The sequence below is a fragment of the Moritella viscosa genome, from assembly GCF_900120065.1.
In the GTDB taxonomy this organism is placed as follows: domain Bacteria; phylum Pseudomonadota; class Gammaproteobacteria; order Enterobacterales; family Moritellaceae; genus Moritella; species Moritella viscosa.
Genome location: NZ_FPLG01000087.1, coordinates 45,053 through 70,821, shown reverse-complemented (window position 1 = coordinate 70,821; position 25,769 = coordinate 45,053). Strand labels below are relative to the sequence as shown.

Here is a 25,769-nt window from a genome sequence, read left to right as displayed (position 1 = left end):
ATGGGTAAAGCATTTTCTAGAAGTACAGAGTATTTCTTTACGGGAATTTATTCTGCTGATGATGATGATAATGACATTGTTGCTATTGGCGTTGGTGGAGAAATACATGCCGGTGGGGGCAATGATAATATTACTGTAGTCTCTGCTTACACGACTGCATTTACAGGTAGTGGCGATGATAGCGTACAAGGTGCAGCCGGTTATATGAAGGTTGTGGATACTAGTGGTCATCTAAAGGTAAACGGTGCCGCAGGCTACGCTCTGATAAACAAAAGTGAAGATGGGGATGTTTCATTTACTGGTCTCGCTGGTGCAACGAAGATTGCTCATAGTGGAGATCATGGTCGTGTGACATATACTGGGGCAGCTGCTTCAAATAAGTTAGAGCGTCAAGGACTGACTGGTAATGTGACATTTGAGGGCGCCGGAGGCGAGAACAAGATCTGGAATGGAACTAATGAAGGTAATATTTATTTTGCTGGAGCGGGAGCTAAGAATCAGCTGAATCGCTCATCTAGTCTTTACAAGAGATCTAGCGGCGAGGTTACTTTCAATGGTATTGGAGCTTCAAATATCATCAGATCTCAAGTCGAGACCGGTAATATTTCCTTTAAAGGTGCAGGTGCCGAGAATTATATTATCCGTGAAGGCAAGGAGGGGAATGTCACTTTTCAAGGGGCTGGTGTATCGAATCGTATTGAACGTATCCACGATTCTTTCTACGATTCCTACAGCGAGACGAAAGGTGATATCCGGTTCGAGGGGGTTGGAGGTTACAACAGTATTAAATCAGATGTTGCACACGGTAATATAGCGTTCAACGGTGCTGGTGGTTTTAATTATATTACTCGTGAGGGCGCCGGCATTGAATATTATGGCGAAAGCCTACAAAATGCCAAAGCTGATGAGATTGCACTAACGACTGCTTACCTTGGTGGTCTAGGTATGATTAAACCCGTAGTCGTAAAGGGAGTAAAATCAACGAAAGAAGATAATACTTACCTTTTTACTTACAAGGATGAAGTCGAGACCAAAATCGTTAAAGTTAAATTGTCTAACGATGGGGTTACCGGCAGGCTGAACTACTATGCTACGGTTTGGCATAATCGTCATTCTTGGAATCGTGCAGAAAATTTTCATGAGCAAATTATTTCATCTGGCAATGGTTTTGAGAAGATTATTGCAGATGGTCTTTATAGCCTTTCTAATCTTCGGGTCGAGCATCATGAAGCTGTAACTATCCACTCAGTCGAAAAAGAATTGACTAAATCTGAATGGATGAGCTACGGCGGCGGAACAGCTATTAGTGCTAATAATATTATTCTGTCAGATGCTAAAATGGACGGCGCTTCTATTTTGACTGACGGTACAATGATCGATGTACAGGCTGTTAAGTCCAACAAAAAACCGAACACTTACATTTATGCTTCATTACAGGGGGAAAATACCAAGATCGTAGTGGTTGAATTAATTAATGATTCAGAGAATGGAGAGCTGAAATACCGAGCAACATCTTGGTATAAAATAGGTGATTATACGGCTAACCTTGCGAACGAAGATATTTCTGAAAGTAATGGCTATCGGCATGCTGCTCATTCACTTCGCGATCTGAACTACAGTGTAGATACTGTACGTATTAGCTCTGAGGTTGCTGAGGTTGCGGATCTCACTGAAAACCGTGTAAATGGACTTATTCAATCTTCTGCTGACTTTGGCGAAAGTTCGGGTGATGTGCGCTTTAATGGTGCTGGTGGCGGTAATGTAATTAAGTCCAATGTGACGCGCGGTAATGTGTACTTCAACGGCGTTGGCATTGGCAACGTAATTTTGCACAGCTCTAAGTTCGGTAATACTGAATTTAATGGTGCTGGTGCAGCGAACGTGATTGTTAAAAGTGGTTTGGAAGGGGATTTAACGTTCCGTGGCGCAGGTCTTGCTAACGTACTCGTTCACCAAAGTAAGCAAGGTAAAATGGATGTTTACGCTGGTGGTGCCGTCAACGTATTAGTACGCATTGGTGATGGCCAGTATTTGGCGCATCTATTAGCGTATGGGAATATATCAGTACATAAGGGCAACGGGGCAAGCCGAGTCGTTATGTTTGGCGGTTATAATACGCATACGCAAATCGGTAACGGTAACGGGACCTGGGCTGCTGCTGGTGGTTTTAATGTTATGACCCAGGTGGGTGATGGTGATATTACCTCTGTTTTAGTTGGTGGTGCTAATGTACTGACAAAAATTGGGGATGGTGATTTAACCTCCGGTATGATTGGTGGCGCTAACATCATTACCCACATTAGTGGAGATGAACAATCCTCTGATACCACTGCTGTTGCTCTTGGTGGGTTAAATGTATTGACCAAGAAAGGTAAAGGGAATGCGCTTGCGGTAATGGCCGGAGGCGGTAATGTCCTGACCCATATCGGAGATGGAAGCACTACCGGCGTAATGGTTGGTGGAGCTAACATCTTAACGAAAGTCGGAGACGGTGATACCACTGGGATAATGCTTGGTTTAGGTAATGTTTTAACCCATATCGGCAATGGTCAGACTCTAGGCGTGATGGGCGCGGTTGGTAATGTATTTACCAAAGTGGGCGACGGAACGGCTATTGCTGCGATGGTCGGTGCTGGCAATATCTTTACACATGTCGGCGAAGGTGACTCTTGGGCTCTGATGGGCGGGGTGGGTAATGTATTTACCAAAATAGGCCATGGAAATGCGTTGGCACTAATGGTTGCAAAAGCGAATGTATTTACTCACATTGGTAACGGCACCACTGTTGCTCTGATGTTAGCGGAAGGAAATATTGCAACTAAAATAGGCAATGGAATGACCATGGCTGCAATGGTCGGCAATGCTAACATTTTCACTCATGTTGGAGATGGTGAGACATTTGCGGCTATGATCGGTCAAGCAAATATTCTCACTAAAGTCGGTAATGATGTGACTGCAGCTCTGATGGTTGGTCAAGCTAATATTTACACGCATGTTGGTGATGGAACAAGCATTGGCATTCTAGCAGGTGAAGCGAATATCATGACGAAAGTCGGCAATGGAACCACGCTTGCTGCGATGTTTGCTAGAGCTAATATCATGACCCATGTCGGTGATGGTCTGACAGGTGTTCTGGCGCTTGGTCAAGCGAATATTGTAACCAAAGTTGGTGACAGCTTTATGGGCGTTGTTGCAGCGGCAAAGGCGAATGTGGTAACACATGTCGGTGATGCGACGACTGCGGCAGTCTTACTTGGCCAAGGAAATATCTTAACCAAAGTTGGTGACGGAACTACTGTTGGCTTGCTGATTTCTAAGATCGGCAACATCATGACGCATGTCGGTGATGGTATGACCATTGGTGTGGCGAAAGGCAAAGCGAATATCATTACCAAAGTGGGTGATGGGCTTGGCGTTAATGTAGCTTGGGGCGAGGCAAATATTCTGACGCATGTTGGTGATGGCGATCGCTATAACTTTGCCAAAGGTAAAGCCAATATCATTACTAAAGTGGGCAATGGGCAAGAAGTTTCTGTTGTTCATGGTGACGCTAATATTATTACCCATGTAGGTGATGGCGATGATTACACTGGCGCTTGGGGTAATGCTAATATCATTACTAAAGTGGGTGACGGACGTAATGTTGTATTCGCCAAGGGTAAAGCTAATATTGTTACGCAAGTTGGTGATGGTGACAGCTTCAATGCCTTGTGGAGTAAAGGTAATATCGTGACCAAAGTGGGTGACGGTATGCAGGTTACTGCTGCGAAAGGCAAGGCGAATATCGTTACTACTATTGGTAATGGCCTAAGCGTAACCGCGACCTATGGCGATTTGAATATCAATACTAAAGTCGGTGACGGTGTTTCTGTCAATGTTGCCTGGGGTAAGTATAACGTCAACACCAAAGTGGGCGATGGCCTGAATGTTGCAGTAATGAAAGGTAAAGCTAATGCGAATATCCAAGTCGGTGATGGCTTAGGTATTAATGCTTCTTACGCACAAAATAATGTTGCAATAAAAATTGGTAACGGCGATTTCTATAGTTTGTCTGTTGCATCGAGCAATACTGAAAGTAATAAATTATCTTCGCTATTCGATAATATCAAACAGACGATATTAGGTATGGCTGGTAGTCAGGGGATCAATTTCTTGGTTCAGGGTGATGATGCTTCGACATCAGGTTTTCGTAGAGGTCGCGGAGCAATTGCTACTCCGGAGATCACTAAACTTAACGGATTCCAGATGGAGGAAATTGCTAAGATCGGCAGCAATCTTGGCAACAGTATGTCTGGTTCGGTTACCGATGTAGAAACGCCGGACGTTGCTGTGATGGAAAAAGAATTAGCGATTGATGAAGATGTGCAATCAACAGAAAATAAAAATCTGATTGTTAATGGTGACTTCGAACAGGGTAAGAATGGTTGGAATGGAACCTATGGGGTTGAAGCGTCCCACCCTGCAAGAGTTTATGGTGCCGATGATAAGGGGCATGGAACACGAGTCAGCGAACTAGATACTTACACTAATACTAGCCTCTTCCAAGATTTGAGCAACCTATCTGATGGTGAAATCATTTCTTTGAGTTTTGATTTTACAAAACGTGCAGGCGTTTCGACCAAGGCTGGTATAGATATTATCTGGAATGGTAACCTTGTATTTTCAGCCTCGGGTGATGAAGCAGCTTGGCAGCAACAAACATTGAAACTGACGGCAAAGGCCGGTAGTAATCGAATCGAATTTAAAGGCACAGGCGACAATGATGGACTGGGCTATATCTTAGATAATATCGTTGCAATATCTGAACAACTGCAAACTGATGCTGTTAGCAAACATGCAGAACAGAATAAAGCTACGCAAAATGCAACCGCCGACAAAGAGCGCGCAGAGGCTGATAGTCAGCGCCTCAAACAAGAAAAAGCTCAACAGCTTGCAGCTATATCTGGCTCGCAATCAAAGCTTGAAGCGACCGATCAAAGCGCATTAGAAACAAATGGTCAAGCAGAGCGCGAAGCGCTTGTGGCAGAGCAAGAAGACATTACCAAAGAACTGACGGATATGACCAAGGGGCTAGATGCACTTGACGGTCAAGCTAATTACCAAGGTGAATCTGGTGAGCGTTGGAGAGAACACTTTGCTGGCGGAATTTTAGATAACGTTCAAAGTAAACTTGACGACGCCAAATCGCATTCAAATGAGCAGCTTGAGAAAGCGGCGCAGAAAAATAAACAGAATCAGTTAAATGTTCAAGATGCAGTGGCAAAATCTGAAGCGGGCGTAGCTAAAGGCGAAGAAAAAAAAGCCAATGTACAACAAGATATTGACGATGCAAAAACAAAAGCGAACTTACGAAAGGATGAAGCTTTAGTTAAGGAGCAAGAAGCACAGCAGGCCGCAACTAAAGCCAATGCTGACAGCAATAAAGCTCAGAAACGTGGAGAACAAGATAGTGCAGCCGCGCAAAATAAATCTTCGCAAGCGCAAGCAGATGCTAAAGCTGCAAAGCAAGATAAAGATGAAACCCCGAATCGTGATGGTGCTTCAGGAAGCGGTCTTTCTGGTAAAGCATATGAAGCACAAGAGGTTGCTGAAAGCACGGGTCATGTTGACGCAGATTTTGAAGTTGCCGCTGACGGGCGATTCAGTGAAGGTTTGACGGAACAAGAGCAGAAAGCGATTGAAGGAGCTACTCTAGCAGTAAATCGTCTGACGATAAATGCTAGAAGTCATGGCTCAAAATCTGCGGCGTTTATTACCGAGATGTTCAGTAATAATGGGACGAAGGCGATTGAAGCAACTAAAACTGTTAACTCCCAAGAAGTTCACCGTAAGGAAGTTCAGATATCCGGTATTCAACAGGATGTGATGAAAGCTGGAATTGCGCAAATACTTGGCGATAAAATATTTGACTTTAGGGCCGGTGGTAAAGAGTCGGATGAGTCTTCATTCCACTTCAGGCAAGGGCCTGATCTACTAGACCAATTGACTAAGCTGATCCCAGAAGTGGGAAATGTGTTGATCACCGATGGCAATAAAGCTAAGTCCAAAGAGTTGCTTGAAGGTGTGTGTTTTGCGCTGTCAGCCCGCTACATGATGGAAGAACGTGTTAACGGTATTGGTGGTGGTAAGGCATATATGGAATGGTTAGAAGACTCAGTTCATGCATACAACGATAATCAAACTAGCAATAAAGTGGATTCGGGTTCAACAGAGCAAAAATTATTGAATCAGTACCGTCGCCAGAACCTAGGTTTGGCGGTTAAGGATCTGCTTTCAATGCAATATAGCCAATCGATGGATGCGTCCACTGAAGCTGCACGCGATGCGGCTAACAAGAAATACAGCGGCAAATTGAAAGCTAATGGATTGACTGGTGCAAATATTAATGACGCACTGAGTTATGCTGCTGACGGATATGAATCAGTGATGGATAAGCTTCGTAACCCGAGCAAATCCGTGTATATGACATTTATGTCTAAAGGACACGCTATGTCAGTTGTGGTTCACAAGAAAGGTAATCAGAAAGTTTGGTCTTTCTATGATCCTAACTTTGGCGCCAAGTCATTTGTCCAGTACGATGACTTCCGTGGTTTCATGAATAAGTTCCATAAAGGACTGCTGGCGATATACAAGTTTCAGGAGAGTGAAGAAGCCGGTCAAAGCTTCTATGTTCGTTTCAATAAATTTGAAGATGGCGATATCTCTGCTTATGACGGTCTTTGGAAGCAGAGTCGAGAAGGTGAGCAAGGCTATGTGCTTCGTGCGCTGAAAGAACAGGGTAAAACATTCTCTTTAGGGAATAATGCAACTGGTCGAGTTGTGGATTTCCAAGATGAGCAGATCACTATGGAGATGACAACTAAGCAAGGCCGTAAAATCTTGCTTGATGTTGAAGGAAGTAACTTTAAACAGGCTGTGGATCTAGTTGAAAAAAATATTGCTCAGGTTTTAGCTGATCCATCTACGGCAAAGTTCTCAATTAAGCGCAATGCTGACATTGAGCAGTTTGAAAGTTTAGGTAAAGAAAAGTCTATTGTGACGGAACCGGCAGGGCAAGCTGGTGATAGTGATTCAAGAAAAATACACTATACACAGCCTTATATTGATGATCTTTTGCATTATGTGGCAGAAGCAGTACCTGGAGGGTCAACAAATCGACAAGACAGTTATGAACAGTTAAAAGCACATTATTCATCAGAAGAAATTGCCAATAAATTTGCTGGATTACGTGGTGATGCTCGTTCACATATGATCACTTCAATGTATAGCGGTCTCGATAACCCTTATATCAAAAAAGCAATGAGTAAAGCTGAAGCTGCTCGCTTAAATGGTATAGGTAATTGTGACGAAATGACTTCGTTGGTAGTTGAAAAATTCCTTAAAGATAATAAAACTGGTTTTGCTATTGTCGGTGTCGATACTTGGGACAGTGTATTACCTGAAAACAAATTAAATACAGGTCATGTATTTATTATTGCGGGTTTAACTGAGCGGCCATCAATTACGGGGGAAATTATAACTGCTAATACAGATTTTGAGCATTTTGATATAAAGGCCAATCCTGGGGCATTTGTTATTGACCCTTGGGCTAAACAGTCTTATTCGTTGGATGATCCAAAATGGAAAGCCAAACTTTCAGCGATTTATAATCAAGCCTATGAAGAAGATCTCATCGCCGATGGTAAATCAATGTTATCATTAGAAGAATCAAATAAGATTGTTGCTAATATTAATATTTATGTTGATCAAGAAGGTCTCTCTTCTGAAAAATCGATCGGCACAATGTTTGATTTAAAAGAAAAGGCCGATGCTAAGCGTCATTTTAAAAATGCTGTAATCAGTAAAATATATAGTGACGACTTTATTGATAATCAAAAGGTTAATTTTATGGCTTATCATGGCCGTAATCAGAATGAGGCTTCTATCGTAGTGTTAGAAGATATTCATCACCAAGTGGCGGCCGGTCAAAATGGTATTAATCTTCTAAATCAAATTAATAGTACCGATGCAGGACGAAAAGTTTTAAATGATTTGCATAGTAGTGGTAAGAAACTGGTTATCTCATTTGCAGAGAAGGACGCGTTTTTTGATCAATACACCAATAGTCAAGGAAAGATTGTTGATAATGTTGCGCATTTAGTATTATCCACTGCTGATATTGATACGGATCCCCGAGTTGCTGCTACGGCAGTTGTTGACGCTGCTGCGAAAATGACCAGTGCCAATTTTGATGTTAATGAATTTGAAAGTCAGTTTGCTAAGAAGAAAGTTACATTGAAGCCAATGTTTTCTGTTAGCAAAGAACCTGGTTATTTTGACGTTAATTTTGATGATGTTGCTGCAGTTTCTGAAGTGAAAAAACAGGCGGCAGTGACAGGTAAAAGAATTGGTAACAGTTATCAGGATATTCTTGATAAATTGGCGCAGTTTCATGAGACATCGCCTGTTGGTAAAAGGGTGATTGCTCAGGAATTAGAAAGCGCCATTTCCCAATATGTGGTAGAACATCCAAGTTCAGGGCGTAATTCAGCGTTACTACATTTGCAGCAAAGCCTAGAAAATGGGGACAGTTTACTGGACGAGTCGTCCAATAAAGATAAAAACCATAGTCAGCAAGAATCGTTAGATGGTACTGCGCGTAAGGCTAATACCCAAGATGTTGATTCTTGGGATACAGTAGCCGTAACGTCGAATGATGATAGTGGTGAAACCCGCTTTGACGGTCAGCTTATTATTCAGACGGAAAATGACCCGGCAGCTGCGAAAGCGGCGGCTAATTTGGCCGGTAAACATCCTGATTCAAGTGTGGTCGTTCAGCTTGATACTGATGGCAAGTACCGTGTGGTCTATGGCGATCCAGAACAACTATCCGGCAAACTACGCTGGCAAGTAGTCGGTCATGGTCGAGATGAAAGTGACAATAATAATACTCATTTGAGTGGTTACAATGCAACTGAACTGGCAGCTAAGCTCACGCAGTTCAATCAGGACTTCAGTCAGGCGGAAAATATCAGTAGTAAACCGGAGCATATCAGTATTGTCGGTTGTTCGCTGGTTAGCACTGATAAGCAGAAAGGTTTTGCTCAAAGTTTCATTACTGCTATGGCGGAAAATGGTGTTCGTACAGATGTTTCTGCACGCAGTACTGAAGTAGCCGTTGATGCTGCTGGGCGTAAGCATACCCGTGATGTAGACGACAAATGGGATAAGAAACTGGTTGATAACAAAGTAGTACTGAGTTGGGATGATCAGGGCAAAGTCGCTGTTCGCGAAGAAGCTGTTCGTAACAGTGTTGCCGAAGGTGATATTGACCTTAGCCGTGTAGGTCAGAGTGAAAACGATCGGGTGGTTCGTGGCGCCATTGCAGATAATGATGATGTCTTTACGGCTCAGAAAAAACGTGAAAACAAACTAGAAACCAGCAGTTCGGATAAACCGGATAACAAAGTGAGTTACTCTGGCAATATTCAGGTGAACGTGGGTGATGGTGAGTTTACCGCGCTCAACTGGGGTACCTCAAACGTGGCCGTTAAAGTTGGTACGGGTGGCTTCAAGTCGCTGGCCTTCGGTGATAATAACGTCATGGTGCACATCGGTAACGGTGACAGCAAACATAGTTTCGATATCGGAGGCTATCAGGCTCTGGAAGGTGCGCAGATGTTTATCGGTAACCGTAACGTGAGTTTCAATATGGGGCGCAGTAACGATCTGATCGTGATGATGGACAAGTCTATTCCGACGCCGCCATTGGTTAATCCTTTTGATGGTGCTGTACGTATTTCTGGTGTACTTCAGGAGATTGCTGAATCAGGGAAGGGTCAGGACTGGCTGGCTGCTCAGGATAGTCAGTGGACATTAGCGGGTGCGAAGAAATTCGTTAACGACATGTCGGGTCTGGATCAGACCAGCAGTGTTGATTATAAAAGCTTAGTTAATCTCGACTCTCAAAACGAACGCAGTAGCCGTGGATTGAAGAGTGATACTGAAGCAGCATTGAACAAGAAATATAACGAGTGGTTGAGTGGTAATAAGAGCCCTGACACCAGTAAAATGAGCCGTACAGATAAGCTTAAGCAAAAAAATGATGAACTAGCATTTAACCTTGCAGTAGGCGGCCGAGGTGCGGATATTCAGGTCACGACTGGTAACTGGAACTTTATGTTCGGTGATAATATACAGTCAATTCTAGATACTAACCTCGGTTCGTTGTTCGGTGTAATGACTCAGCAGTTCTCTGCATCAGGAAAAGTTCAAACAACCTTTACTTATAATCCTCAAGATTTACCTCGTCAGCTGAAGAATAAGTTGTTGGGTAAACTTGCTAGTGTTGGTGCTGATACTACCTTGGCTGATATTTTTGCTGTTGATTATACAGCAGGCGGTCAAATAGTTGCGCGTAATGGCGAAGCTGTTGATGCTGTCGCTATATTGACTGAAATGGTGGAAGTTGTTGCTGAATTTGGTGGCGGACAGCTGAAATATTTTACCGACCCGTCGAAATTGCTAGATAGCTTAAAATCAAGTTTGGATATGGGTAAAGATGGGCTAACCTCTTTTGCTGAAAGTCATGGTTTAAAAGAGAAAGCGCCAGCAGAACAGGACGATAAGTTAGCGGTCAGCGTTAATAGTGAAACTGGTTCTCAGGTTAAGCCTACAACGATAGGTGAAGTTAAAGAAAAAGAAGAACGTCCATTTGGATTCAATGCACTGAATTTACCTAATTTATTTTCAACTATTTTTAGTTCAGATAAACAGTTAGAAATGAAGTCTTTGGTGACTAATTTGAAAGAAAATCTCACTGCTGATCTGCTTAATATGAAGGAGAAAACTTTTGACTTCCTTCGTAATAGTGGGCATTTAAAAGGTGATGGTGATGTAAATGTATCTCTGGGTAATTATAATTTCAACTGGGGTGGTGACGGTAAAGATCTAGGCGCTTACCTTGGTGATAATAATAATTTCTGGGGTGGCCGCGGTGATGATGTTTATTATGCGACTGGCACGTCGAATATCTTCACTGGTGGAGAAGGCAATGACGTGGGCGTATTGATGGGCCGTGAAAACATGATGTTTGGCGGTAAGGGAAATGATACTGCTGTTGTCGCTGGTCGTATTAACCATGTATTTATGGGCGACGGTAATGACCAAGTCTTTGTCTTCGGTGAAGGTGGAACCATTGAATCTGGCTCCGGCTTAGATTACGTTGTTACATCTGGTAATTATAATTCTGTACAGGCAGGTAATGATCAAGACTATGTGGTGACGATTGGTAATCACAATCAGATCGACTTAGGTCATGGTGATGACTTCTCGAACGTTTTCGGCAATTATAATAAAATTGACGGTAAAGCGGGCAAAGATGTGATCAAACTGATGGGCTACCACGCAGTGGTTAACGCTGGGGCTGATGATGATCATTTAATCGCAGCATCTATCTCGAAGTTCAGTAAACTAGATGGTGGTGAAGGTAATGATCTGTTAGTACTTGGTGGTTATAGTAATACCTTCCAAGGCGGCGCCGGTATTGACAGCTTTATGGTAAGCGCTAATGTCATTGAGAATCAGGTCACAGATATTTCTAAAGATGATTTCATTGTCTTTGATAATGTGAACTGGAATGATCTATGGCTACAGCGCAGTGGTTCTGATTTAAAGATTCTGATAAACAGTAAGACTGACTACCGTTCGGATCAAGCTAAATTTGAAAGCCTAGGTTCGGTAACCTTCTCTGATTACTTTGCGGGTAACCGTGCTGAGTTGGTGATCAGTATGGATGCTAAACAGAAATCAGGTGTACGTGATTATGTAGCCTTGTCGAATAGTGCTGTCGATAACCTAGTACAGGCTATGAGCGGTTTTGCGCCATCAGTTGGTAATGCTGGGTTTATGGATTCGCTAGATAACAGCGCACAGCATAAGGTTGCGTTAGCATGGGGTAATGTAAATAAGGGAACTGGCTATATAGCGTAATTTTATATTGTTATTCGCTTGCGAAACAGGACCGACTCACTGTGATTTAAGTATGATACTAGCAGCGTATTTTTTACGCTGTTAAAAGTAAAAATCAGTGAGATATATAAAGGGCTACCTCATTACTGAGGTAGCCCTTTTTTTTGCCCAGAAAGTTGGAAAACCCATTTAAAAAGTAATTTTCTTGAGTTAGTGTCTGTCCAATACTCCTATTTAAATAGAAATCAGACTTTATCATTATCCTTAGTTAATCTTTGTGATAATTATTATCATTTACACTTGTGAATCTTTTTATATTCTTATAAACTCCGTTTCATATTGTAAACAATTCGTATTTAGAGGTAAGGATGAAAAAGGGAATATTTGGTTTATCTGCTTTAGCATTAACAACGTCATTAATGAGCGCTACTGCTTTTGCCGGTGAAGAAGTTAATATTTATTCAAATCGCCAAGCGAACTTGCTTAATCCGATCCTTGAACAATACACGAAAGATACTGGTGTGAAAGTTAACATTGTATTTGCGAAGAAAGGACTTGCAGATAGAATGAAACGTGAAGGTCGTTTATCAAAAGCTGATCTATTACTAACAACTGATATTAGTCGTTTAGTTGAAGCTGTTGATAGCGGTGTTACTCAGTCTGTATCAAGCGACGTATTAGAAGATAACATTCCAGCGCAATACCGTGACCCAGATGGCGAATGGTTTGCACTAACAACACGTGTACGTAATATTTATACTTCACGTGAAGCTTATGGCGACGTTGCTAACATCACTTATGAAGAACTTGCAGACCCTAAATATAAAGGTCAAATCTGTACTCGTTCAGGTAAACACCCATACAACGTAGCACTTATCTCATCGATGATCTCACATCACGGTGAAGCTGAAGCAAAAGTATGGTTGGAAGGTGTTAAAGCTAACTTAGCACGTAAACCACAAGGTAACGATCGTGCACAAGTTAAAGCGATTAAAGAAGGTGTTTGTACTGTTGCCCTTGGTAATAGCTACTACCTAGGAAAAATGTTAAAAGATCCAAAACAAATTGCTTGGGCTGAATCTGTTAACATTAACTTCCCTAACCAAGAAAACCACGGCGCGCACGTAAACGTTTCTGGTATGGTGTTAGCGAAATACGCACCGAACAAAGGTAACGCAGTTAAACTGATGGAATACCTGTCTGGCGCGAAAGCACAACAAATGTATGCTGAAGTGAACATGGAATACCCAGTTAAAGCGGGTATTAAAGCATCTAAGCTAGTTTCATCTTGGGGTGAGTTCAATGCTGACTACATGCCTGTAGCAGAGATTGCAAAACATCGTAAAGCTGCACTAAGACTACTTGATGAAGTTAAATTCGACTTGTAGAATAGCGTATAGCCCTATAATACATTGGGTTAACAGTGAATGTTACGGCTGATTTGGTTGTTAACAGACTGATTTAAAGGTTGGTTTAGTTACTTAGTAACTGACCAGCCTTTTCGCGTATCTAAACAGGAGTTATTTTTCCGTTCATGAATCATAAGTTAGCCTTTTCTTGGCATTCTAGTAGTTGGTTTATTGCGATAATGTTAGCGCTACCTATTGCCGCGTTGTTTTATCAGGCAATTGGTCCCAGTGCTGATGTTTTTCAACACCTTATTGATACAGTACTTCTCGACTATGTTCAAAATACCTTCGCACTTGTTTTCCTTGTTTGTTTAATCAGTAGTATTATCGCGTTACCTGCCGCTTGGCTTATTGCCATGTGTGATTTTCCTGGGCGTAAAAGTTTACAGTGGGCATTGATGTTACCAATGGCCATGCCTGCTTATATTGTGGCCTATATTTATACTGATATGTTTGATTATGCTGGACCGGTACAAATTGCCTTACGCGGTATATTTGGCTGGCAGAGTGCCAGTGATTATTGGTTTTTTGATATCCGAACCATACCCGGTGCTGCAACTGTTTTAGCATTGGTGTTATATCCTTATCTTTATTTATTAGCTCGGACTTCATTTCTGGAACAATCAACCAGCCTTATTCAAGCAAGCCGTGTACTCGGCAGTTCAGCACTATCGAGCTGTATTCGTGTGTCATTACCCCTTGCGCGTCCTGCAATTGCTGTTGGTTTATCGCTGATCGCGATGGAGACTGTTGCTGATTTTGCTACGGTGAATTATTTCGCGGTAAATACGTTAACCACTGCGGTTTATGATACTTGGATTGGTCACGGTAGTTTAACGGCTGCCGCGCAATTATCGGTGATGACGTTATCGGTGATCTTATTGTTTGTCGGTTTAGAGCGTTTTGCACGTCGTAAACAACAAGTGTTTCAAAAAAGCATGCTACATGAGCAAGAGGTGCGTTATCAGTTAACGGGCTGTGCTAAGTTATTGGCGATGGTTTGGTGCTGGTTGTTGGTGTTTGCTGGTTTCTTATTACCGTTTACGGTATTAGTTAATTATGCATGGCATTACTTTGCTGAATCTTGGACTGAGGAGTTCTTTCAATACAGTGCAAACAGCTTAATTCTTGCGGTTATTGTCGCTGGTTTAGCGGTTCTTTGTGCGATATTATTGGGTTTATACCGTCGTTTAGTCGGTTCTAAATATGCGACTATTCCAGCACGCATCAGCACCATGGGTTATGCATTACCCGGTACTGTATTAGCTATTGGTATTATTATTCCGTTAACGTCAGCCGACTTTTTATTAAATGATATGACTGAATTGTTGTGGGACTGGACACCGGGTTTGGTCTTTACTGGCACTAGTTTTGCACTTGTTTTTGCTTATCTTATTCGTTTTTCTGCGATAGCGGTGGGTTCTATTGAAAGCAGTATTGATAAAATATCGCCGTCACTAGATATGGTCACGCGCACGCTAGGGCACCGTCCGCATAGTATGATCCGTAAAATTCATATTCCCTTAATCCGGAAAGGTGTATTGGCAGCATTTTTGTTAGTCTTTATTGAATCAATGAAAGAGTTGCCAACGGCTTTGTTATTACGCCCATTTAACTATGAAACGCTAGCGACTTACGTATTTCAGTTTGCTTCTGATGAAATGTTAGAGCAGGCTGCATTAGCGGCCATTGTGATTGTGTTAGTTGGATTAATCCCGCTTATTTTCTTGAACCGTTCTTTGGAGCAACAGCACTGATGACACTATCTTCTTCTCCTGCTTTACGTATTTCTGATCTGCATTGTAGTTATGCTGGCGTCGATATTTTAATGGGGCTTGATCTGAGTTTAGGTAAAAACGAAATTCTGTGTTTATTAGGCCCAAGTGGTTGTGGTAAAACGACAACGTTAAAATTGATCGCGGGGTTACTACCACCCACGCAAGGTCGCATCGAAATTAACGGTAATGTCGTTGATAGTGGTGAATTCAACCTGGCACCAGATAAACGTAATGTGGGTATGATCTTTCAGGATTACGCATTATTTCCACATTTAACAGTGACTGACAATGTCGTATTTAGTTTACATAAACAAAGCAAAAGTAAACAAAAAGAAAAATTGGATTATGTACTTAATCTGGTTAATCTGACCGAATTCGCTGACCGTTATCCACATCAATTATCGGGTGGTCAACAGCAGCGTGTCGCTATTGCCCGGGCGTTGGCAAGTTCGCCGGCGTTATTATTACTTGATGAACCTTTCTCTAATATTGATAGTCAGGTACGCCATCACTTGATTGAAGAGATGCGCGGCTTACTTAAGTCGCATAACATGAGTGCTATCTTTGTTACCCACAGTAAAGAAGAAGCGTTTGCTTTTGCCGATCGTTTAGCTGTTTTTCATCAAGGTAAGATTGAGCAATTAGGGACGCCAAGTGAGCTATATAACCAACCTGCGACACGTTTTGTTGCAGACTTCTTAGGTAAGGTTAACTATTTAGATGCAGTGGTCGTCGATGACTACAGTGTACAAACTGCATTAGGTATTATTCGCGGTAAGCATAAGTTAACTGCAGCTGTTGGTGAACAAAAACTGCTAGCTCTTCGACCTCAACAATTAAACTTAGCACTTGCAGAGCGGGGGATCGCAGTGATCAGCAAGCAACAGTTCTTAGGTATGACTACACATTGCATTATCACCTTAATAGATAACAATATGGCATTATCGATATCAATGCAGCAACCAATGGTCATCGGTGATGTGGTGAAAGTGACAGTTGAAAATCATGAGCTGGTGTTATTTGATCATGATTAACTGATTAACTGATTAACTGATTAACTGATTAACTGATTAACGAAAGTAATGTTTGGCGTGCGAATCGTCGCTGCGCCAAACATTAATATGCTTATTACAGATACTCAAACAACTCTTTTACTGCACTATCTACTTCTGCAATAATAGTGGTGCTAGTCGGGGTTATGAAAATAGTGTCATCGCCTGCTATCGTCCCCAAAATTCCTTCAGTACGCCCTAATGAATCTAATAAACGAGCGATCAATTGTGCCGAGCCTGGGCTTGTTTGGATCACAATAAGACATTCATTATGGGAAATATCTAATACTAAGCTTTTTAACTGGCTGCTAATCGTTGGCACACCTAACTCCGCAGGGAGGCAATAAACCATTTCATCCTTGGCATTGCGTGTGCGTACTGCGCCAAACTTACTGAGCATTCTTGATACTTTCGATTGGTTAACGCTGTCAAAACCTTGATCTTTAAGCGCATCAACGATGTCACCTTGTGAACCCAGGTGCTCTTCTTTTAATAATCCTTTAAATGCTTTTACTAACTGATCTTGTTTTTCACTCATACTTGTTACCATGTCAGTTGATTCATCTATAATTCAAGTTGCTAATCTTAAAATTAATGTGGTTTTATTATGATACTGTCATTAATTTTATAGTTCATTTATAAAGTTTGCTACTAAGTCATTAATACAATGAATAAATGGATTAGGTTAGCGATGAACTGAATAATTATGCATATGATACCAGCAGGATAGATTTTATCTAGTTTATTTGGTTAATGTGGCACCTGTGCATAAAAACCGAATTAAAGTGAGTATTTATGTTGATATTGAGGTTTGTTCGGTTACTATACTTATATCTAGTGAAATTATATTCAGTTACCATTATGAGCATCGAACTAAAAAACATCTGTAAATCTTGGGGTCAACTTGATGTATTACAAAACATCGACCTTAAATGTGCAAAAGGCGAAACTTTAGTGCTGCTTGGTCCAAGTGGTGCTGGTAAGAGCTCACTGTTGCGTGTGCTTAATTTACTTGATACGCCAGATAATGGCTCTATCAGTATTGCCGGTGAAAAATTTGATTTTTCTGCCACACTGAGTGATAAGAAATTAGCTAAGCGTAGCCAGATGCTAAGACAGAAAGTAGGTATGGTATTTCAACAATACAACCTATGGCCGCATATGTCTGTGATGGATAACTTAATTGAAGCACCCGTTAAGATTTTAAAGCAAACAAAACAACACGCTCGTGAAGAGGCCATGAAGATCCTTGAGCAATTACAATTAACTGATAAAGCCGATGTATTTCCATTAGCCTTATCAGGTGGTCAACAGCAACGTGTCGCGATTGCACGTGCTTTAATGATGAAACCAGAAGTATTGTTATTTGATGAACCGACAGCGGCGTTAGATCCAGAGGTCACTAATCAAGTGGCTGAAATCATTAAATCATTAGCTATCACAGGTATTACGCAGGTTGTTGTTACGCACGAAGTGGACTTCGCGCGTAAAGTCGCTAGTCAGGTTTGTTATCTTGAAAACGGTGGAATTGTTGAATTTGGTGGTGCTGAGCACTTCCAGCAACCACAAACGCCACAGTTTACAAATTACTTAAAACATTAGATTATTTAAATATTAGGAATAGGTTGATCCAAATGAAAAAATTACTCACAGCATTAATTCTAACTTCAGCAGCGGCGCAAGTAACAGCGGCAGAACAAATAAAATTTGTCACTGAAGCGACATATCCTCCGTTTGAGATGATGGATGAAAATAACGAATTCCAAGGTTTTGATATTGATATCGCCCGCGCAGTTTGTACTGAATTAAAAGCTGAGTGTAGTTTTGCTAACCAGTCATTTGATAGTTTGATCCCAAGCCTAAAGTTCCGCCGTTATGATGCTGCAATTGCAGCAATGGACGTAACGCCAGCACGTCAAAAACAAGTTGATTTTTCTGATATTTATTATGAAAACTCAGCGGTACTTGTGGCTGAAAAAGGTAAATACAATGTGGTTGCTGATTTAGCAGGTAAAGCAGTAGGTGTACAAAATGGTACATCACACCAAGCTTACATGACAGATACTTATGCAGATGAAAAAGTATTATTACTTAACTTCCCATCATACCAAAAAGCATTTTTAGACCTTAAAAATGGTCGTATAAATGGTGTATTTTCAGACTCTGCAGTAGCGCACGATTGGTTAACTAAGCACAGTGGTGGTAACTACGAAACTGTGGGTAAAGCCGTCACTGATGCGAAATACTTTGGTGCTGGTTTTGCTATCGCAGTGCGTAAAGGTAATACTGAATTATTAGCTAAATTGAACAAAGGTTTACAAACGATTAAAGCGAACGGTACTTACGATAAGATTTACGCAAAATACTTTGCTAAATAACTGATAGCAGTGTTTAATCTCGGCCTGAGTTGCATTGCAACATCAGGGGATAGCCAAGTTATTGTAATAACGAGATAATTCATTTTAAAGTGCCTTCTAGGGGCACTTTTTGTTTTTACGTCCGGAGTTTTTATGGATCTTTTGCAGCTTCAATTATTATTGGATGCAACAAAAATCACCCTTGGCCTCGCGCTAACATCATTATTGGTTGGCTTGGTTCTTGCTATTTTATTCTGTGTTGCTGAAATGCAAAAGAACCCACTGATTGCCAAGCCGGTTAGCTTATTTGTTACTGTATTACGTGGTTTACCTGAGATATTGATTGTATTTTTCATTTTCTTTGGTGGTACGCACATCCTATTTCGATTAACCGATGAATACTATGACATTAGTCCGTTTTGGAGTGGTGTAGTGGCATTGTCGTTAATTTTTGCGTCTTATGCATCACAAACATTACGTGCGGCTATTCAATCGGTGCCGAAAGGTCAACAACAAGCAGCACAAGCGCTTGGCATGGGGCCTATGCGTTGTTTTCTGCGTATTACCTTACCGCAAGCATGGCGTTTAGCATTACCGGGTTTAGGCAATCAGTGGATGGTACTGCTAAAAGATACTGCGTTAGTCTCCTTAATTGGTGTGACGGACTTAATGAAACAAGCTGATTTGTTATCAGGTAGTACCTATAAGCCCTTCACCTTTTTGGTCGCGGCAGCAGCGATTTATCTGATTATAACTTTGATTAGTCAATGGTTGTTAAAGCACTTTGATAATTACATTAATCGTTTTGATGCCGGAGTAGCAAAATGACGTTAGATCACTTCTGGTTATTATTTAATGGTTTGAGCACCACCCTTGAAATTACTTTTTTCAGCTTATTGTTTGGGTCTATGATAGCGGCGTTGTTAACGCTGGCGATGATCAATAAGATCCCTGGATTAAACTTATTATCACGGACTATTATTTTGGTCTTTACCGGTACCCCGTTATTGATTCAAATCTTTTTGGTATACAGTGGTCCATCACAGTTTGAGTGGATCAAAGACAGCTTCTTATGGGATTACCTGCGTCAGGCTAAAATTTGCGCGATTATTGCGTTATCGTTTAATACGGCGGCGTATTCATCGTTACTCTTTAAAGGTGCGATTGAATCGGTACCACGTGGTGAATGGGATGCATGTAAAGCCCTCGGCATGAACCGCTGGCAGACACTAGCTGTTATCGTGCCACATGCGATACGCCGGGTATTACCGTCTTATTCTAATGAAGTAATTTTGGTACTCAAAGGTACATCATTAGCCAGCTCGATCACGATTATGGATGTGATGGGTTATGCCAATCAAATCAATGGTCAAACCTATGATGCATTAATGGCCTTTTCTGCAGCGGGTATTATCTACTTAGGCATGAATGGTATCTTGGTATTAATCTTTAAACAACTAGAGAAAAAAGCCCTCGCGTTCCAATCTTAATTTCTGCATTAGTTGCTTACTGATATTGTTATTGATACCGATATCAGTGAGCAAATTGTATTATTTCACCTGAAAGTGAATCGCTAATAGATAGAAAGCGAAACTCTTAAAACCCATACGTAATTCATTTATTTACCGTGCATATTCGTGTTGTTAATTGTTTTTTAATCAATGTTGCAGTAAGGTAGCAGTGATTAAAGGAATGTGTGAATATTGTATTCTACATAAACAATTAAGATAATGGAGACGTCTATGAAAGTTGCTGTATTAGGTGCTGCTGGTGGTATCGGTCAAGCTTTAGCCCTACTTTTGAAAACTCAACTACCTGCTGGTTCAGATTTATCACTATATGATATCGCACCAGTAACTCCAGGTGTTGCTGTTGATTTAAGCCATATCCCTACAGACGTTACTATTGCTGGTTTTGCTGGTACAGATCCTACAGATGCACTTGTTGGTGCTGACGTTGTACTTATCTCTGCGGGTGTTGCTCGTAAGCCAGGCATGGACCGTTCAGATTTATTTAATATCAATGCTGGCATTATCAAAAACTTAGCCGCTAAATGTGCTGAAGTATGTCCAAATGCATGTATCGGTATTATTACTAATCCTGTTAACACTACTGTGCCAATCGCTGCTGAAGTACTTAAGCAAGCGGGTGTTTACGATAAGCGTAAACTATTCGGTATTACGACGCTGGATGTTATCCGTTCTGAAACTTTTGTAAGTGAGCTTAAAGGCATTTCACTTGCTGACGTTGAAGTGCCGGTTATCGGTGGTCATTCAGGTGTCACTATTCTTCCGTTACTTTCTCAAGTTAAAGGTGTTGAATTTACAGCAGAAGAAATTGCGACGCTAACACCACGTATTCAAAATGCTGGTACTGAAGTTGTTGAAGCTAAAGCGGGTGGCGGTTCTGCGACACTTTCTATGGGTCAAGCAGCAGCACGTTTCGGTCTTTCTCTTGTTCGCGCACTACAAGGTGAAGAAGGTATCGTTGAATGTACTTATGTTGACGGTGGCTCTGAGCACGCAACGTTCTTCGCACAACCTGTACTACTAGGTAAGAACGGCGTTGAAGAAGTATTAGCATACGGTGACTTAAGCGAATTTGAAACGAACGCACGCGATGCAATGCTAGAAGAACTAAAAGCGAACATCACATTAGGTGAAGAATTCGTTGCTGGTTAATCATTACATTTAGCCTGTTAGGTTAAAGATGATGACAATTGAAACCCAAGTTATTTTTAACTTGGGTTTTTTTATTTAAGAAAGCGACACATCGGTCGATATAACTGTTACTACAGTAGTTATTATCGCGCAAATTTTTTAGGTTGATTGATATGTTTATAACACCGACAGCTAGGTTAACGACAATTTGTCATTATGTGAAAGCTGCATTATTAGTCATGGCGACGAGTGTGTCTTTGGCCGTTGTAATGCCAGTCTTTGCAGAAGAAAGTGTCAAGACTGTCGTGTTTAGCAAACCAGTTGGTGAAAAAGAGCAACGTATTACCGACAGTGGAGAACGTGCTGTTGCAGCGGAGAAAGCAGGTAAAACAGCATCTGCATTCAGCGAATATCCCAGTGCGATAGAGCTATATAGTGATGATGAACTCAATCAATTAATTGCAGAAAATACCCACCTTAAAAGGGTACGTGCAGATGAGTGCCAACTCGTTGCTGATATTAAAGCGCGTGCTGAATTAGTAAGGCTACCTACTTATCAATTTCTATGGGGTGACATGTTAGCCTGGGGTGTGTGTGTTGATAAAAATGCCGAACTTGGTATTTATTATATGCGTGCAGCAGCAAGACAGGGTCAACCTCGAGCATTAGAACAACTGGGGCGTTACTATGTACAAGGGAAATTTGTGCAGCAAGATATCGAGCGTGCTGTACCGTTATTTGAACAATCTGCTAAATTAGGTTTTTTACCGGCGAAAATACAATGGGCCGAGTTATTAATTCAAGGTTACGGTAGTCCTTATGATTATCAAATGGCTTACAGTTATTTATATAATACTGTGACGGCTGATGTTAAGATGCACAAAAAATTAACCCAGTTATTAGCACAATTAGAAAACTTAATGCCTGAACGTGTGGTTACAGCAGCAAAGAATGCCGCTAAATATCAGTAAGCATGACGAATTAAGTACCTCATTGAAGCTAACTGAATAGTCAATTAGAGTTAGATTAGATTCGATCCTGCGTTCATTTGGCACTATCCTTCTCGTATACCGACTTACTTATGGTACAAAACTGTATCCTGACGTAGTTTGGGTATATAATCTGACCGTTATTTCCTCCAATTTGGACCTTCTATGAGTAAAGACCCTTTCCACTCGCGTGAGCAGGAAAAATATAATAATCCTATTCCTAGTCGAGAATTCATTCTTGATTATCTTCGTAGCCTAGATAAGCCGATTAATCGTGAGCAAATATTTGCCGGATTAACGTTACAAGGCGAAGAACACGAAGAAGCTTTACGTCGTCGCTTACGTGCGATGGAGCGTGATGGGCAGTTGGTTTTCTGTCGTAACAGAACTTATGCACTACCTGAACGCTTAGATTTGCTGGAAGGTTTGGTATTGGGTCACCGCGATGGTTTTGGCTTCTTCCGTCCTGATGATGGTGGTAAAGATTTATTTATCTCTATCCGTCAAATGTCGACGTTATTCCATGGCGACCGTATTCTTGCACAACCTGTAAAAGAAGAGTTTAAAGGCCGTAAAGAAGCGCGTTTCGTGCGTTTATTAGATGCTGAACCACTGCAACTTGTTGGTCGTGTTTATTTGGAAAAAGGTATTGCCTTTGTACGTCCAGATGACAGCCGTATTAAACAAGAAATACGCATTAGTGATGAAGAACGTCTCGGTGCTCGTGCTGGTCAAATGGTTGTGACTGAAATTGTAAAACGTCCAACTTATAACTTGCCTGCGTTAGGTAAAGTGATCGAGATACTGGGTGAAAATATGGCACCTGGCATGGAAATCCAAGTGGCGATCCGTACGCATGATATTCCGCATGTATGGCCAGAACATATTCTTGATGACATGGCAAAATTGTCACCAGAAGTCCCTGAAGATGCGAAACTAAATCGTGTTGATTTACGTGATCTACCGTTGTTAACGATTGATGGCGAAGATGCGCGAGATTTCGATGATGCTGTATTCTGTGAACGTAAAAAAAGCGGTGGCTGGCGTTTATGGGTAGCAATTGCAGACGTAAGTTCGTACGTGCAAACTAATTCAGATTTAGATTTAGAAGCACAAGGCCGTGGTAACTCGGTTTACTTCCCTGAGCAAGTAGTTCCTATGCTGCCAGAAGTATTATCGAATGGTTTATGCTCACTGAATCCACATGTTGACCGTTTATGTATGGTTTGTGAAATGACCATTTCTGATGCTGGTCGTTTATCGGGTTATAAATTTTACGAAGCTGTGATGAACTCACATGCGCGTTTAACGTATACCAAAGTAGCTAATATTCTTGATGGTGATACTGAACTTCGTGATGAATACGAAGCGGTAGTACCACATCTTCACGAATTACATAACATGTATAAAGTGTTGAAAAAAGCACGTTCTGAACGTGGTGCCATTGAATTTGAAACGTTAGAAACGCGTTTTGTATTTAATGAACATCGTAAAATAGATAAGATCGTACCGGTAGTACGTAACGATGCGCATAAACTGATCGAAGAATGCATGATCTTAGCGAACGTTGCATCGGCACGTTTTGTTAGCAAGCATAAAGCTGCGGCATTATTACGTGTGCATGATACACCGGGTGAAGAAAAACTGGTTAACTTCAGAAGTTTCTTAAGTGAGACGGGTCTAGAGCTAAAGGGTGGTTTGAAACCAACCCCGCTAGATTACGCTGATTTGATTAGCCGAATTCAAGATCGTCCGGATAAAGAACTTATCCAAACAATGCTACTACGCTCAATGAAACAGGCTGTATATCAAGCAGAAAATAACGGTCACTTTGGTTTAGCATTAACTGCGTATGGTCACTTTACATCACCAATTCGTCGTTATCCAGATTTAGTCTTACACCGTGCGATCAAGTTTGAAATTGCTAATCAAGCGGCAGTTAAAGCAGGTAAACCCTTAACGAAACGCTGGACTAGCACAGGTGGTTATTGTTACCAAGTATCGGATGTTGAGACACTCGGAGAGCATTGCTCATTAACAGAGCGTCGTGCCGATGATGCAACGCGTGATGTGTCAGATTTCTTGAAGTGTGAATACATGCAAGATCATCTTGGTGATACATTTGAGGGTGTGATCGCAGCGGTAACGGGCTTTGGTTTCTTTGTGCGTATTAAAAATCTTAACATCGATGGTTTAGTACACGTGTCTAGTTTACGTGGTGATTACTATAATTTCGATGGTAGTCGTCAAACGCTACGTGGAGAATCAAGTGGTGTTGAATATCGTATTGGTGATCAAGTTGAGGTGAAAGTCTTAGCGATCAACATGAATGATAAGAAGATTGATCTTGAGCTAGCGGGTGCAGTAACACACAGTCGTCGCAGTAAACGTAAACCCGCAGAATTTTCAGGTAAACGTAAACCTGAAGGTGCAAAAGCGAAGCCGAACAAAAAGACTAAATTAAAGTTAAAAACTAATAGTGATGTAGTGGTAAGTGCGGCTGATAAAGCACGCGTTGCTGCCAAGCTACAGCCTCAAACAGGCGATGCTGTTGAAAAAGGCACATCACCGGTTGATGCCGTTAAGCCGAAAGGCAAGACTAAGCCAGCAAAGAAAAAAGTAAAAGCCAAGGCTAAATCACGTCCGGGCAGAGCTGAACGTTCAAAGCAAAAAGCTAATAAATAGTAATGGTAATAATAGTAACAAGGTAGAGAGATAGAATGAGCAGTGAACTAATTTTCGGTATTCATGCAGTTAAATCATTATTGGAGCATGAACCAGAGCGCTTCATTGAAGTATATGCATTAAAAGGACGTGAAGATGATCGTCTAACACCATTAATAGCAGAATTAAATGATATTGGTATTGCAGTGCAATTGGTTAACCGTAACACACTGGATAAGAAGTGTGACGGCGGCCGTCATAACGGTGTATTAGCGCGCGTTAAAGAAGGTAAAAAACTAAATGAATCTGATCTTGATACGTTACTAAACCGTATTGAAGAAAAAGAAGAACAGCCATTATTACTAATTCTTGATGGTGTTACTGATCCGCACAACCTAGGTGCTTGTTTACGTAGTGCAGATGCGGCCGGTGTTCATGCTGTTATTGTGCCTAAAGATAAGTCTGTACAACTGACATCTGTGGTGCGTAAAGTAGCGTGTGGCGCAGCAGAAACAGTGCCACTGATTGCAGTAACAAACCTTGCACGTACTATGCGTGAGCTACAAGAACGTCGTATCTGGATTGTGGGTACTGCGGGCGAAGCTACACAAGATTTATACCAGCCTAAGTTAACTGGTCCATTAGCTATTGCGATGGGTGCGGAAGAGAAAGGTCTGCGTCGTCTAACGCGTGAACATTGTGATGAACTAATTAGCATCCCAATGGCGGGTAGTGTTTCAAGCTTGAACGTATCAGTAGCTACTGGTATTTGTTTGTTTGAAGTTGTACGTCAACGTCAGGCTAAATAATCCTAGACTCTTGTTTAGTCAGTCGGTTTAACCAATCGGTTTTACAACAATGAGTTGATATAAAAAAAAGCGTCCAATCAATGGACGCTTTTTTATTAACTC

At 41.4% G+C, this 25,769-nt stretch carries 13 protein-coding genes; 12 read left to right on the top strand and 1 reads right to left on the bottom strand.

The window, feature by feature from the left end:
- From rtxA to BT797_RS11905, 4 genes are all read left to right on the top strand, one after another.
- A complete protein-coding gene (gene rtxA / locus BT797_RS24290) occupies positions 1-11,970 on the top strand; it encodes an MARTX multifunctional-autoprocessing repeats-in-toxin holotoxin RtxA (RefSeq protein WP_139291674.1) in 11,970 nt (3,989 codons plus the stop codon).
- Positions 11,971-12,317: 347 nt separating this feature from the next.
- Complete coding sequence (locus BT797_RS11915; RefSeq protein ID WP_045112010.1) at positions 12,318-13,337, top strand: Fe(3+) ABC transporter substrate-binding protein; 1,020 nt, start codon at positions 12,318-12,320, stop codon at positions 13,335-13,337.
- 146 nt (positions 13,338-13,483) lie between these two features.
- Entirely contained in the window at positions 13,484-15,115 is a 1,632-nt protein-coding gene (locus BT797_RS11910) for an ABC transporter permease (protein ID WP_045112009.1), read from the top strand.
- Positions 15,115-16,170 carry an ABC transporter ATP-binding protein gene (locus tag BT797_RS11905; RefSeq protein WP_045112008.1) on the top strand — a complete coding sequence of 352 codons (1,056 nt, stop codon included), beginning with the start codon at positions 15,115-15,117 and terminating at the stop codon, positions 16,168-16,170. The genes BT797_RS11910 and BT797_RS11905 overlap by 1 nt, the downstream gene beginning before the upstream one ends.
- A 94-nt stretch (positions 16,171-16,264) precedes the next feature.
- Here the strand turns inward: BT797_RS11905 and argR are convergent, their stop codons facing one another.
- Positions 16,265-16,726, bottom strand: a complete 462-nt coding sequence (argR, locus tag BT797_RS11900; protein WP_045112007.1) for a transcriptional regulator ArgR — start codon at positions 16,724-16,726, stop codon at positions 16,265-16,267.
- 323 nt (positions 16,727-17,049) lie between these two features.
- Between argR and artP the strand changes: the two genes are divergently transcribed.
- From artP to rlmB, 8 genes are all read left to right on the top strand, one after another.
- Positions 17,050-17,790 carry an arginine ABC transporter ATP-binding protein ArtP gene (gene artP / locus BT797_RS11895; protein ID WP_045112006.1) on the top strand — a complete coding sequence of 247 codons (741 nt, stop codon included), beginning with the start codon at positions 17,050-17,052 and terminating at the stop codon, positions 17,788-17,790.
- Between the two features lie 32 nt (positions 17,791-17,822).
- On the top strand, positions 17,823-18,566 hold the full coding sequence (locus BT797_RS11890; RefSeq protein WP_045112005.1) for a transporter substrate-binding domain-containing protein: 744 nt from the start codon (positions 17,823-17,825) through the stop codon (positions 18,564-18,566).
- Positions 18,567-18,698: 132 nt separating this feature from the next.
- Positions 18,699-19,373, top strand: coding sequence for an arginine ABC transporter permease ArtQ (gene artQ / locus BT797_RS11885; RefSeq protein WP_045112004.1), 675 nt, complete (start codon positions 18,699-18,701; stop codon positions 19,371-19,373).
- Positions 19,370-20,035: an arginine ABC transporter permease ArtM gene (gene artM / locus BT797_RS11880; RefSeq protein ID WP_045112003.1), complete on the top strand. Its 666-nt coding sequence runs from the start codon at positions 19,370-19,372 to the stop codon at positions 20,033-20,035. The genes artQ and artM overlap by 4 nt, the downstream gene beginning before the upstream one ends.
- Positions 20,036-20,287: 252 nt before the next feature.
- Complete coding sequence (gene mdh, locus BT797_RS11875; RefSeq protein ID WP_075472215.1) at positions 20,288-21,226, top strand: malate dehydrogenase; 939 nt, start codon at positions 20,288-20,290, stop codon at positions 21,224-21,226.
- Between the two features lie 152 nt (positions 21,227-21,378).
- Complete coding sequence (locus BT797_RS11870; RefSeq protein ID WP_045112001.1) at positions 21,379-22,176, top strand: tetratricopeptide repeat protein; 798 nt, start codon at positions 21,379-21,381, stop codon at positions 22,174-22,176.
- 183 nt (positions 22,177-22,359) lie between these two features.
- On the top strand, positions 22,360-24,879 hold the full coding sequence (gene rnr / locus BT797_RS11865) for a ribonuclease R (RefSeq protein ID WP_075472214.1): 2,520 nt from the start codon (positions 22,360-22,362) through the stop codon (positions 24,877-24,879).
- A 35-nt stretch (positions 24,880-24,914) separates the two neighbouring features.
- Positions 24,915-25,667, top strand: a complete 753-nt coding sequence (gene rlmB / locus BT797_RS11860; protein WP_045111999.1) for a 23S rRNA (guanosine(2251)-2'-O)-methyltransferase RlmB — start codon at positions 24,915-24,917, stop codon at positions 25,665-25,667.
- Positions 25,668-25,769: the final 102 nt, after the last annotated feature.

What these genes read in the sequence shown, in the direction of transcription:
- rtxA (WP_139291674.1), top strand. Translation starts at nt 1, where the DNA reads ATGGGTAAAGCATTTTCTAGAAGTACAGAGTATTTCTTTACGGGAATT.
- BT797_RS11915 (WP_045112010.1), top strand. Translation starts at nt 12,318, where the DNA reads ATGAAAAAGGGAATATTTGGTTTATCTGCTTTAGCATTAACAACGTCA.
- BT797_RS11910 (WP_045112009.1), top strand. Translation starts at nt 13,484, where the DNA reads ATGAATCATAAGTTAGCCTTTTCTTGGCATTCTAGTAGTTGGTTTATT.
- BT797_RS11905 (WP_045112008.1), top strand. Translation starts at nt 15,115, where the DNA reads ATGACACTATCTTCTTCTCCTGCTTTACGTATTTCTGATCTGCATTGT.
- argR (WP_045112007.1), bottom strand. Translation starts at nt 16,726, where the DNA reads ATGAGTGAAAAACAAGATCAGTTAGTAAAAGCATTTAAAGGATTATTA.
- artP (WP_045112006.1), top strand. Translation starts at nt 17,050, where the DNA reads ATGAGCATCGAACTAAAAAACATCTGTAAATCTTGGGGTCAACTTGAT.
- BT797_RS11890 (WP_045112005.1), top strand. Translation starts at nt 17,823, where the DNA reads ATGAAAAAATTACTCACAGCATTAATTCTAACTTCAGCAGCGGCGCAA.
- artQ (WP_045112004.1), top strand. Translation starts at nt 18,699, where the DNA reads ATGGATCTTTTGCAGCTTCAATTATTATTGGATGCAACAAAAATCACC.
- artM (WP_045112003.1), top strand. Translation starts at nt 19,370, where the DNA reads ATGACGTTAGATCACTTCTGGTTATTATTTAATGGTTTGAGCACCACC.
- mdh (WP_075472215.1), top strand. Translation starts at nt 20,288, where the DNA reads ATGAAAGTTGCTGTATTAGGTGCTGCTGGTGGTATCGGTCAAGCTTTA.
- BT797_RS11870 (WP_045112001.1), top strand. Translation starts at nt 21,379, where the DNA reads ATGTTTATAACACCGACAGCTAGGTTAACGACAATTTGTCATTATGTG.
- rnr (WP_075472214.1), top strand. Translation starts at nt 22,360, where the DNA reads ATGAGTAAAGACCCTTTCCACTCGCGTGAGCAGGAAAAATATAATAAT.
- rlmB (WP_045111999.1), top strand. Translation starts at nt 24,915, where the DNA reads ATGAGCAGTGAACTAATTTTCGGTATTCATGCAGTTAAATCATTATTG.